Below are 12133 nucleotides of genomic sequence, written 5' to 3' on the forward strand. Positions count from 1 at the left end.
GGGTGGCCGCGTACGGCGGGAAGGGGGCGGGGCGGGGGGGGCCGCCCGCAGCGGCCGGCGCGTCCGCGCCCTCGCCCTCCCGGGACACGTGATCCGCGCCGGTCCGAGGACGGACACCCCCGACACGCCCCCGACCCACCCACCCGCCGCAGGCGCCACCCGAGCCCCACCGAGGCCGCAGCGGCGCCGCAGGCACAAGACCCGCACCCCATCGGGCCGAAAGCCGCACCACAGGCACAACACCCGTACCCCGCCGCAGGCGAGACTCAGCGGGCGCCACTCGCGCCGGCGCCCAGGGCGCCGCGCTGGGGGGCGATTCCGCCCGGGACCGCGCGCTGACGGGCCGGGGTGCCCGTCCAGCAGGTTCCCCTGCGGGCCAGCAGACGGCGCAGCCACACCTCCAGGGCGACCAGGTCCGCCAGGCCGTCCAGGGGCAGCGGCTCGCCCTCCGCCGCGCCCCGCAGTGCCTTCCGCACCACCCGTGCCTCGACCAGCCCCGCCTCCGCCAGCAGCGGCGTGTCGAACAGTGCCACCAGCGAGTCGGCCGCCACCCGCAGCCCCGTCCGCGCCGCTGCCGCCGCCGAGCCGGCGACCCCGGGAGCCCCCCACCCCGCCGGCAACTCCCGCACCCCCGCCCCCTCCAGCACCGACCGCAGGATCGACGCCCGCGCCCCCGGCCGCACCCGCAGCGCCTCCGGCAGCGCCCGGCACGCCCGCACGACCTGGTTGTCGAGGAACGGCGCGTGCAGCCGCTGGAACCGGATCTCGGCCGCCTGCTCCAGCACCCGCAGATCCGCCGCGTGCCGGGCCAGCGCCGCCCGCGCCCGGAAATCACCGGGCCGCTGCCCCGGCCCCACCTCGGACCGCCACGTCGACGCCTGCAGGCGAACCGATACTTCGGCCAGCGCCTCCCCCGTCAGCCAACGCGCCGCCGGCCCGGGTCTCCCCCAGGTCAGCGCGGCCAGCGAGGCGTCCGCCGCGCCCGCGGTCCCGTCGTCGTCCAGCCGCCGCTGCAGCAGCCGCTCGGCCAGGCTCTCCAGCCCCGCCCGGTACGGCGTGCGCGCCAGCCGGCGCGCCGCCGCGTACACGCGCGCGGGAACCATCACGGACCCGTCCGCCTTGGCCAGTGCCGCCACCGGCCGCACCAGATGCCGCCGCTTGCGGTCCATCAGCAGATCGGCCAGCCGCGCCGGATGCGCGTCCAGCACCTGCTTCGCCCCGTACCCGGTGAAGTGGTCCGCGCTGCCCGCCGCCAGTCGCGCCCGATGGCGCGCGGCCGACACCAGCGAGGGGCCTGGCTCGTCCGTCAGCGGCCCGTCCAGATCGACGTACGGAAGCGTCGACTCCGCACCGGCCACCACCACGTGGTGCAACCGGGGATTGGCGGCCAGCGCCCCCGCCCGTTCCAGCTCGTCGTCGTCCCGTCCTCCGCCGGACCCGCCCGCGAGGTCGTTGAAGGTGACGGCCAGCAGCCGCTCCCCCGCCCCCGTCCCGTGCCCCAGCACGGTCCCCGGCATCCCGGGCAGTCCCGCGGCCAGCAGCGCCAGCGCCCCGGACGCCGGCCCGCCGGACAGATCGGCCCCGATCCCCGGCACCGGCGTGCCACGGGCCGCCCGCCGCTCGGCGGGCCCCATCCCGGGCACGGGCCCGGGGTCGATACCGGCGCCGGGAACGTGCCGGGGCGCGGCCAGCCGCGTCCGTACGGCCTCGACCAGCGCGTCCCGCACGCCGTCCACCGCGTGGTCGGGGTCGGCCGGCGGCGCGGCGACGGCGAGCGAGGCGACGGGTTCGTACCCGGCGATCTCACGTGCCCCGGCGCGCAGGATCAGCGCATGTCCCGGCGGAATGCGTTTCACGCCGTCGTACGGGGTGGAGTCGTGGAGCGCAGCCGGCACGTCGGGGGCGGCGAGCAGCGCGGCGAGGTGCCCGAAGTCGAGGTTGGCCTCGATCAGGTCGGCGAGCGGCAGCGCGGCGGTCGCGTACGCCGTGCCGCCCGCCCACGGGGTGTGGAAGACCGGCCGGGCGCCGGCGAGATCGCCGCACACGGTGACCCGGCGTCCCACCTGAACGACCGCCGTGTAGCTCCCCGGCCAGGCGGTCAGGTGCCGCAGCGCCCCGCCCCGCGCGGCGAACAGCGCGACGCGCAGTTGCTCGTCGGAGGCCCCGCACGTGCCGAGGACGGCGATCCTGGTCTGTTCGTCGGCCTCGACCACCCGCACCTCGTCGGGCCGCCAGTCGCCGACCGCCCAGAGCGGGTCGGGGTCACCCCACAGCGGCTGGGACCCCACGGGGTGCACGGTCTCGCCGTCCACCCCGGTGGCGCCGGCGGAGCCGGTGGGGCCGAACCCCATCGCTCCGGCGGCGGTGCTGCTCCATCCCACCAACCACCGCATCGCCGCCTCCACAAGCTGTGGACAACCAGTGCACCGTACGAACCGGTTCCCCATGCTGCCATGAAGGAGGCGCTCAGGAGGGGTGCCGGAGCCGTATGCGCTCCGGCGAATGCGCCCCGGCGGAGACACGCGCCCCGCCTCGAACAGGCGCCCGCGACAGAGGAGTCGCCGTACCGACGCCGCACAACCGACCACGACGCCCGACGCGAATGCGCCCCCATAACGCGCCCTTTAAACCTCCAACGCGCCGTCAATGAGCAGGATAGAAGCAGTGATACACCCGAAAGGAGGGAGTCGATTTTCAGCCAAATCGGAGCGGTGAGACCCACCTCGAACACGCTCCGTACAGGCTCTGCGCACCGCTGGACGGTCGCGCGGTCCGGGAGACGGAGCACGCCTCCCGGACCGTTCCGCCGCCCGCGGGGATGAAGGCGGCGGTGTCCCCCAGCCCACTGGATCCAGTACAGCGGGCCGACCCACGCACAGCCATGGAACCGCTCCCGCGGTGGCCGGAGAAGAGCGCACGCACGGGCGCACGGCCACATGCCGGGAGCGCGCCGCAACTGCGCGTATCGGACCCGTACTTCAGTACGGACCACAATCCCGCCATCCGGAAGAATGCCCCTTAACGCTTGGGATGCGGCGAACTACGCTGGGTTTACGAATGCCGCGTGGTTATGCCAGCGCGACAGCCGTCTGTGTCGAGGGGTGGCGCATGTCCAGGGAGCAACGCGGGCCGAACGAAAAGCTCGGCGCCGTTCTCGCCCTCGCGGGCATCTCCAACGCGGGCCTCGCGCGACGCGTCAACGACCTCGGCGCCCAGCGAGGACTGACGCTTCGCTACGACAAGACGTCGGTGGCGCGCTGGGTGTCGAAGGGCATGGTGCCGCAGGGCGCCGCCCCGCACCTGATCGCCGCCGCCATCGGCCAGAAGCTGGGCCGTCCGGTGCCGCTCCACGAGATCGGCCTGGCGGACGCGGATCCCGCACCCGAGGTGGGCCTCGCCTTCCCCCGTGACGTCGGACAGGCGGTGCGCTCCGCCACGGAGCTGTACCGGCTGGACCTGGCGGGCCGCAGAGCCGGCTCCGGCGGCATCTGGCAGTCGCTCGCCGGGTCGTTCGCGGTGAGCGCGTACGCGACGCCCGCCTCGCGCTGGCTGATAACCCCGGCCGACAGTTCGGTGGCGCGTGAGGCGAGCCCCGTCGACGGCTCCGGCGCACCGGCCAAAGTCGGCCACAGCGACGTGCGGAAACTACGGGAGGCCGCCGAGGACGCCCGGCGCTGGGACTCCAAGTACGGCGGTGGCGACTGGCGTTCGTCGATGGTCCCCGAATGCCTCCGGGTCGAGGCGGCCCCGCTGCTGCTCGGCTCCTACTCCGACGACGTCGGCCGCTCCCTCTTCGGCGCGGCGGCCGAACTCACCCGGCTGGCCGGCTGGATGGCCTTCGACACCGGCCAGCAGGAGGCCGCCCAGCGCTACTACATCCAGGCCCTGCGCCTGGCCCGCGCGGCGGCCGACGTCCCCCTGGGCGGCTACGTGCTCGCCTCGATGTCCCTGCAGGCGACCTACCGCGGCTTCGGCGACGAGGGTGTGGACCTCGCCCAGGCCGCGCTGGAGCGCAACCGGGGCCTGGCCACCGCCCGCACCCTGAGCTTCTTCCGCCTGGTCGAGGCCCGCGCGCACGCACGCGCGGGGGACGCCCATGCGGCCGGGGCCGCCCTGAGGTCGGCGGAGAGCTGGCTGGAGCGCTCCCGTCCCGGCGACAGTGACCCGACCTGGCTCGGCTTCTACTCCTACGACCGTTTCGCCGCCGACGCCGCCGAGTGCTACCGCGACCTGAAGGCGCCCCGCCAGGTCCGCCGCTTCACCGAGCAGGCGCTGTCCAGTCCGACGGAGGAGTTCGTGCGCTCGCACGGACTGCGCCTGGTCGTCTCGGCGGTCGCCGAACTGGAGTCGGGCAACCTGGACGCGGCCTGCGAACAGGGCGTCCGCGCGGTGGAGGTGGCGGGCCGCATCTCGTCCGCCCGCACCACCGAGTACGTCAAGGACCTCCTGCACCGTCTGGAGCCCTACGGCGACGAACCCCGCGTGGTCGAACTGCGCGAACGCGCCCGCCCGCTGCTGATGACCACGGCCTGATCCGCATCGCGCCACGCACCGCCTGCCGGGTTTGAAGGCGTTGTCAGTGGCGCAGTGCACTATCGGACACGGGAGGTGGTGCGGGTGGTGACGGGGCGGTCGTACGACTGCGACGTACTGGTGATCGGCGGGGGGATCGTCGGCCTGTCGACGGCGTACGCGCTCACGCGCGCGGCGCCGGGCACGCGGGTCACGGTGCTGGAGAAGGAGTCCGGCCCCGCCCGGCACCAGACGGGCCGCAACAGCGGCGTCATCCACAGCGGCGTCTACTACCGCCCCGGCTCGCTGAAGGCCCGGTACGCGGTGTCGGGCGCCGCGGAGATGGTCGAGTTCTGCGCGGAGCACGACATCCCGCACGCGGTGACGGGCAAGCTGATCGTGGCCACGACCCGCGAGGAGCTGCCCCGGCTGCACGCCCTGGTCCAGCGCGGCCGGGAGAACGGCATCGCGGTCCGCGAGCTGTGCGCCGCGCAGATCGCGGAGTACGAGCCGGAGGTCGACGGCCTGGCCGCCATCCACGTCGGCACCACCGGCGTCTGCGACTTCACCGCGGTCGCCCGTCGGCTCGCTCAGGCGTCGCGGGCGGCGGGCGCGGAGATCCGCTACGGGGCGCGGGTGGTGCGCGTCGACCGCCGTCCCGACCGGGGAGTCGCCGTCCTGACGGCCGCCGGCGACGTCGTCCGCGGCCGGGTGCTGGTGAACTGCGCCGGTCTGCACTGCGACGAGATCGCCCGCCGCACCGGCGACGAGCCCGGCGCCCGCATCGTGCCGTTCCGCGGCGAGTACTACGAGCTGGCCCGGCCGGAACTGGTGCGCGGCCTGGTCTACCCGGTTCCCGACCCGGCGTTCCCCTTCCTCGGCGTCCACCTCACCCGGGGCGTCGACGGAGGCGTCCACGTCGGCCCCAACGCGGTCCCGGCGCTGGCCCGCGAGGGCTACGACTGGCGCACGGTGCGTCCGCGCGAGCTGGGGGCGACCCTGGCCTGGCCGGGCTCCTGGCAGCTGGCCCGCCGCCACTGGCGGTACGGCACGGGCGAACTGCACCGCTCGCTGTCCAGGGAGGCCTTCACCCGGGCCGTACGCCGGCTGCTTCCCGCGGTGCGGGAGGACGACCTGGTGCCGACGGCGGCCGGGGTGCGGGCCCAGGCGGTGCTGCGGGACGGCACCCTGGCCGACGACTTCCTGATCCAGGAGACCGCCCGCGCGGTCCACGTGCTGAACGCCCCCTCACCGGCGGCGACGGCCTCCCTGCCGATCGGCCGCGAGGTCGCGCGACGGACGCTGGCGGCCCTGGAGACGGCGGGGCGCTGAGCCGTCGGGCGCTCCCGGGCCCCGAGAAGCCGGACGGGTCCCGGGCCGTCCCGGAGAACCGTCGGGCCCCCGGGCGGCCCCGGGAGCCCGACGGGTGCCGGCGTCGGGCCGAGCCGATCCCACCGGCCCCCGAACGAGCCGCCCGCCCCCGCCCAGGGCACCCGTGTTCCTCCCCAGCCCGAAACCGCTCCCCGCACAGCGGATCCCGGCACCGGAAAAAGCCGACCCTCCGGATCCCGAGAGCCCTCCGCCCCGCCCGACCCACCCGAACCCCCTTACCAAGCCCGGCCCCCACGCCCCCACAGCGGATCCCGACGTCGGAAAGAACCGGCCCACCCGGAACCCGAGCGAGCCCTCCGCCCCGCCCGGAGCACCCGGATCCCCTCCCCGCGCGGGGCCGTCCCTTTTCCGTTCGGGGGTTCGGTGCGTGCGCCCCGTAAAATCGGAGGCACTGTGTCTGACACCGTTAACGCCTCCGAAGCCCCTCGTCCCGCCTCCGGCCAGGAACCGCCGCACCCGCCCGGGACGTCCGTCCGCCCTGCCCGGGCCAAGGGGGAGCCCCGGTTCCCGGACGGGCCGAAGGCCGATCCCGCCGGGTCGCACTTCGAGCGGCGGATCCGGAGCTTCCAGCCGCGGCGCAGCCGGGTGACCGCCGGGCAGGCGGACGCCCTGCAGCGGCTGTGGCCCGCATGGGGCTTCGACATCGACGGCAGCCGGCGCCTCGACCTCGCGGAGTTCTTCGGCAACGACCGCCCCGTCGTCCTGGAGATCGGCTTCGGCATGGGCGAGGCGACCGCCCGGATGGCCGCCGCCGACCCGGCCACCAACATCCTCGCCGTGGACGTCCACACGCCCGGTCAGGGCAATCTGCTCAACCTCGCCGACCGGCTCGGGCTGACCAACGTACGGGTCGGCAACGGCGACGCGATCATCCTGCTGCGCGAGATGCTCGCCCCGGGCTCCCTCGGCGGGCTGCGCGTCTACTTCCCCGACCCCTGGCCGAAGAAGCGGCACCACAAGCGGCGGCTGATCCAGCCGGAGTTCCTCACCCTCGCCGCGACCCGTCTGGCGCCGGGGGCGGTGCTGCACTGCGCCACCGACTGGGAGCCGTACGCGGAGCAGATGCTGGACGTGCTCACCGCGCACCCCGACTTCGAGAACACCCGGGCGGACGGCGGTTTCGCGCCGCGTCCCGCCTTCCGGCCGCTCACCCGTTTCGAGGGGCAGGGACTGGAGAAGGGTCATGTCGTGAACGACGTGCTCTTCCGCCGCGTACCGCGGGAGGAGCAGGCAGCAGACCGAGCCTGACACAGCCCCGCCTCGTGAGGGTCGATCCCTTGGTCACCAGTCCTCCGTACCCGGTGCCTCCCGGCGCCGCCCCCGGTGGAGCGCCGCGGCCCGCGCGCTGGTGGCAGCGGCCCCGGGTGCGGTACGGCGCGCTGATCGCGCTGCTCGCGCTGTCCGGTCTGGTCATCCTCGCGCTGGTGCGCGAGCAGACCGGGACGCAGGGGTTCCTGGTCGGGCTCGGTCTCGCCGTCCTGCCCGTGCCACTGCTCGTCGCCGCCTTCCGGTGGCTGGACCGGGTCGAGCCGGGCCCCTGGCGGAACCTGCTGTTCTCCTTCGCCTGGGGCGCCTGTGCGGCGGCGCTGATGGCGATCGTCGCAAACAGCTTCGCCACCCGGTGGATAGCGACGGCGACCGCCGACCCGACCGGCGCCGACACCCTGGGCTCGACCGTCATAGCGCCGGTGGTGGAGGAGTCCGCGAAGGCCGCGGCCGTCCTGCTGGTGTTCCTGTTCCGCAGACGCGACTTCACCGGCATCCTCGACGGCGTGGTGATAGCCGGGGTCACCGCCACCGGCTTCGCGTTCACCGAGAACATCCTCTACCTCGGCACCGCCTTCGGCACCGACCGGCTCACCGGCGACAGCGGCATCGCCTCGGTCACCGCGGCGACCTTCTTCGTCCGCATCGTGATGTCGCCGTTCGCGCACCCCCTGTTCACCGTGCTCACCGGGATCGGCTTCGGCGCCGCCGCGCTGTCCACCGACCGGCAGCGGGTCCGGCGCGTGCTGCTGCCGCTGGGCGGGCTGCTCCTGGCGATGGGCGTGCACGCGCTGTGGAACGGCTCCTCGACGCTCGGCCGGTACGGCTTCCTCGTGGTGTACGCGGCGTTCATGGTGCCGGTGTTCGGGCTGCTGACCTGGCTGGTGGTGTGGACGCGGCAGCGGGAGCTGCGGACCGTGCGGGCGGAGCTGCCCGCGTACGCGACCGCCGGGTGGCTCGACGCGGCGGAGCCGTTCGCGCTGGGCTCGATGCGGGCGCGGCGGGTCGCCCGGCAGTACGCGCGCCGCCGCGGCGGGAGGGCGGCGGCGCGGTCGGTCGCCGCGTACGAGGCGTACGCGACGTCGCTGGCGTTCCTGCGGCACCGGGGGAGGCTCGGTCGGGCGGGGCCGGACTTCACCGTCCGGGAACGGGAGCTGCTGCTGGAGCTGTGGCACCGGCGGGGAGCGGCCCGGCCGGCCCTGGAGCACGCGGTCCGCGTCACCGCGCCCCGGATTCCGGTCGCCGCGGCGCCGTGGGCCGGGTACGGCGGCTACGGGCCTCCGCCGTACGGGGGGCCTCCGTACGGCGCGTACGACCCGAACGCCCGCCGGTTCTGACCGCTCCGCCGCGCACCGCCCCGGGGAACACCCGACCGGCAGCCCTGACGTCGGGGGGCGTCGTCGGGACTGCCGGGGTTCGGGGCGTGCGGGTCCGTCCGCTCAGACGGTGAGGCCCTTGCCGCGCAGCCACGCCATCGGGTCGATGCCCGCGGAGGAGCCGCCGGAGTGGACCTCCAGGTGGAGGTGGGCCCCGGTGGAGTTGCCGGTGGAGCCGACGCGGCCGATCACATCGCCGGTGTTGACCTTCTGGCCGACGCTGACGCTGATGGAGGACTGGTGGGCGTACCAGATCTCGGTGCCGTCGTCGAGGGTGAGGACGGTCTTGTAGCCGTAGGAGCCGTCCCAGCCGGCGGAGGTGATCGTGCCGGTGTGGACGGCCTTGATCAGCGTGCCCGTGGGGGCGGCGAAGTCGAGGCCGGTGTGCTGGCCGGAGGACCAGTAGGCGCCGGCCTGACCGAAGGTCGAGGTGATGGTGTACGAGGAGGTCGGCAGCGCGTACTGCTTGGCCAGCTCGGCGAGGCGCTCGGCCTCGGCCTTCTTCCTGGCCTCCTCCTCGGCCTTCTCCTTGGCGGCCTCGGCCTTGGCCTTGGCCTCCTTCTCCGCCTTGGCGGCGGCCTCGGCGGCCTGCTTCTCGGCGGCGGCGACCGCCTCGGCCTCCGCCTTGCTCTCGGCCTGGGCCTGCTGCTGCTCGACCTGCGCCATGATCCGGGTGCGCAGCGCCTCACCGGCGCCGGCCGTGCCCTGCTCGGTGTCGGCGGCGGTCACGCCGAGGGTGCTGAGGGGGGTGGCCGATCCCTGGGGGGTTTCCTCGTCGGAGATGAGGGAACCCACGTTGGGGAGGTCGGGCATGGAGATGGACACCGGCGGCTTGCCGGTCTGGGCGCTCGCCATGCCGCCGGCGCCGACGGCCGCTATGACGCCGACGCCCAGGACGGTGGAGCTGCGGGCGAGTCCGCCGCCGCGCTGCTTGGCGACACGGTGCCGGCCGCGTACGGGACGAACGGACTCCGCGGTGGGGTTCCACTCCTCGAAGGGGCCCTCGTCGGCGCGGCCGCCGCCGTAGGCGAAGGTGTCGCTCGGCTTGAACGGGGCCTCGGGGGCAGGCGGGTTGGACGCCACGTGGGCGCGCTCCTTCCTTCCGTCTTCGCCTACCGGGTTAGCTGACGGGTTCGGAGCGGGAAGGTCTCCTACGCGCGTATACGAGCCGTGTGGCCACGGCGGTATTCACGCGATTCACCCCATGGTGGTGGTTCCCCGGTTCCCTCGCGGGATTCGGCGCGTGCGCACGGAGCCGCCTTCTGTGACGGCTGGGACGACCGCGCTGCGTTATCGAACGTTAATAGACGCGAGGGGCTGATTCCAAGCCGTTCCTCTTGATCATTAACGATTTCCGGGGGGACTTAAGCGCCACGGGCGGCCAAAAACGGGCGAGTTGACCGCACCTCGGGCGGCGGACGGTTTCTGACCGTGCGTCAGTTGTTATGCGCTGCGGGGTGGCTCGCTCACGGTGGGTCAAGAACCGGGGGCGGAGGACGAAAACAACCGGAGGACGAAAACAACCGGAGGGCACAACACCGAGGGCCGGAATCCTTTGGATTCCGGCCCTCGGCCTTCAGTAGCGGGGACAGGATTTGAACCTGCGACCTCTGGGTTATGAGCCCAGCGAGCTACCGAGCTGCTCCACCCCGCGTCTTGAGACCAGTGTACGCCATCCGCGGGACACGGCGCACACCCGTTACCGGCGGCCCGGTTTCAGCGGCCGAGCAGGTGGCCGTTCGGCGCCTTGGCGCGGTCCTCGTGCTCGGGCAGGACGACGACGGTGGCGCCCTCGCCGGTGAGCACGCCGGTGCCGTCGGCGCCCGCCACGAACGTGTCCGGCTCCCGCCAGGCCGTGACCACCCGCCGTACCCCCGCGTCCAGGACGAGCCGGGCGCAGGGCGCCGGCCGGGACGCGCGGTGGGCGCAGGGCTCCAGGCTGGAGTACACGGTGGCGGTGGCGAGCCGGGGGTCCGTGGGATCGGCCTTGGCGAGCGCGGCCTCCTCCGCGTGCACCACCGGGTCGGCGCCCTCGCGGGAGTGGCCGCGCGCCAGCTCCGTGCCGTCGGCGGCCACCACGACCGCGCCCACGCTGAACGCCGTCTCCGAGGGCGGGCACTCCGCGGCCAGCTCGCAGGCGAGGGCCAGCCAGTGGTGGTCGGCGGCGGAGGGCAGCGGGCCGGCGCCGGGTGCGGTGGGTTCGTAGCGCATCAGGACGACGTCGCCGACCGGGCGGCTCTCGACCAGTCGCAGCCGGCCGCCCTGGTAGGAGCCGGGGCCGAAGAGGCGGGGGGCCCGCGGGTCGCCGACGAACAGCGGGGCGAGGACCAGCTGGAGCTCGTCGGCCAGTCCCTCGGTGAGGAGCTGGGTGTGGATCGTGCCGCCGCCCTCGACCATGAGCCGCCGGACCCCTCGCTCGGCGTACAGGTGCTCAAGGAGTCGCCGCCAGTCGAGCCCGGCGCCGAGCGGGACGACGTCGGCGGCGAGACCGAGGGCGTGGGCGCGCCCGGCGCCCTCGTCGGTCGTGTAGAGGACCTTCTCGCCGCCGGTGTGCCAGAACCGGGCCGCCGGGTCCAGGTCGCCGGAGCCGCTGACGGCGACCTTGAGCGGGTACTCGGTCTGGCCCCCGGCGAGGCGGGCGGCGCGCCGCTCTGGCGAGTTGACCAGCAGCCGGGGGTTGTCGGCGCGGATCGTGCCGGCGCCGACCAGGATGGCGTCCACGGACGCCCGTACCTCGTCGACCCGGTCGAAGTCGGCCGGGCCGGACAGCAGCAGCCGTTCGGGGCCGGTGTCGTCCAGGTAGCCGTCGAGGGAGACGGCGGCGGACAGCAGGACGTACGGGTGGGGCATCGGTTCCTACTTCCAGGGGGCGGGCCTGTGGGCGTCCAGTCTGACAACGGGTGCGGCAGGCCCTCGCGCCGGTTCAGGGCTCGATCAGCCCCACGCGGATGGCGTACCGGGTGAGTTCCAGGCGGTCCCTCAGGCCGAGCTTGGCCAGCAGGTTGGCGCGGTGCCGCTCCACGGTCTTCGGGCTGATGACGAGGAGACCGGCGATCTGCTGCGAGGTGTGGCCCTCGGCGACCAGCTTCAGGATCTCCTCCTCGCGGTCGGTGATCGCCTTGGCCGGCAGGGTACGGCCCTCCCGCGCCAGATCGAGGTAGTTGTGGATGAGGGCGTTGACGGCGCCGGGATAGAGGAACGGCTCGCCGCGCATGGTGGCGTGACAGGCCTCGACGAGGTCGCGGTCGGCCACGGACTTCAGGACGTAGCCGGAGGCCCCGGCGGCGAGCGCCTCGAAGAAGAACTGCTCGTTGTCGTACATGGTCAGGATGAGGATGCGCGTCTCCGGCAGGGAGCGGGAGAGCTCGCGGGCCGCCTGGAGGCCGGTGCGGCGGGGCATCGCGATGTCCAGGATGGCCAGGTCGGGGCGGTGCTCCTGGGCCTGCTCGAGGGCTTCGGCGCCGTCGGCGGCCTCGGCGACGACGGTCAGGTCCGGTTCGCCGTCGAGGATGAGGCGGACCCCCCGGCGGACCAGCGCGTGGTCGTCGGCGAGCAGGATGCGGGTGGGGGCCGGGTCGGTCATGTGT

8 protein-coding genes, 1 tRNA gene and 1 riboswitch are annotated in these 12133 nt (G+C 74.3%); of the genes, 4 read left to right on the plus strand and 5 right to left on the minus strand.

All coding sequences use genetic code 11. The features are described 5' to 3' along the window. Positions 1–266: 266 nt before the first annotated feature. Entirely contained in the window at positions 267–2393 is a 2127-nt protein-coding gene (locus tag ADK41_RS30965; RefSeq protein WP_030820459.1) for an asparagine synthase-related protein, read from the minus strand. Positions 2394–3108: 715 nt separating this feature from the next. Here ADK41_RS30965 and ADK41_RS30970 point away from each other — a divergent pair. The 4 genes from ADK41_RS30970 to ADK41_RS30985 all read left to right on the plus strand — a co-directional run bounded on the left by ADK41_RS30970 (position 3109) and on the right by ADK41_RS30985 (position 8507). Beyond that, on the plus strand, positions 3109–4533 hold the full coding sequence (locus tag ADK41_RS30970) for a hypothetical protein (protein ID WP_030820456.1): 1425 nt from the start codon (positions 3109–3111) through the stop codon (positions 4531–4533). 54 nt (positions 4534–4587) lie between these two features. Next, positions 4588–5844, plus strand: coding sequence for an L-2-hydroxyglutarate oxidase (lhgO, locus tag ADK41_RS30975; protein ID WP_078661811.1), 1257 nt, complete (start codon positions 4588–4590; stop codon positions 5842–5844). 453 nt (positions 5845–6297) lie between these two features. Then, complete coding sequence (gene trmB / locus ADK41_RS30980; protein WP_030820452.1) at positions 6298–7152, plus strand: tRNA (guanosine(46)-N7)-methyltransferase TrmB; 855 nt, start codon at positions 6298–6300, stop codon at positions 7150–7152. A 29-nt stretch (positions 7153–7181) separates the two neighbouring features. Next, a complete protein-coding gene (locus tag ADK41_RS30985; protein ID WP_030820450.1) occupies positions 7182–8507 on the plus strand; it encodes a PrsW family intramembrane metalloprotease in 1326 nt (441 codons plus the stop codon). A gap of 102 nt (positions 8508–8609) precedes the next feature. On the opposite strand, the gene ADK41_RS30990 is transcribed toward ADK41_RS30985, so the two are convergent. The 4 genes from ADK41_RS30990 to ADK41_RS31005 form a co-directional block, all read right to left on the minus strand. After that, the gene (locus ADK41_RS30990) at positions 8610–9629 is read right to left on the minus strand and encodes a M23 family metallopeptidase (RefSeq protein ID WP_030820448.1); all 1020 of its coding nucleotides are present in this window, start codon (positions 9627–9629) and stop codon (positions 8610–8612) included. A gap of 11 nt (positions 9630–9640) precedes the next feature. Further along, positions 9641–9798, minus strand: a riboswitch (cyclic di-AMP (ydaO/yuaA leader). 328 nt (positions 9799–10126) lie between these two features. Further along, a tRNA-Met gene (locus ADK41_RS30995) sits at positions 10127–10200 on the minus strand. A 62-nt stretch (positions 10201–10262) separates the two neighbouring features. After that, entirely contained in the window at positions 10263–11396 is a 1134-nt protein-coding gene (locus ADK41_RS31000) for a dihydrofolate reductase family protein (RefSeq protein ID WP_030820446.1), read from the minus strand. Between the two features lie 73 nt (positions 11397–11469). Then, the gene (locus ADK41_RS31005; RefSeq protein ID WP_030820444.1) at positions 11470–12129 is read right to left on the minus strand and encodes a response regulator transcription factor; all 660 of its coding nucleotides are present in this window, start codon (positions 12127–12129) and stop codon (positions 11470–11472) included. Positions 12130–12133 lie beyond the last annotated feature (4 nt).

Origin of the sequence: Streptomyces caelestis, from assembly GCF_001279005.1 — a bacterium.
Lineage (GTDB): Bacteria > Actinomycetota > Actinomycetes > Streptomycetales > Streptomycetaceae > Streptomyces > Streptomyces heliomycini.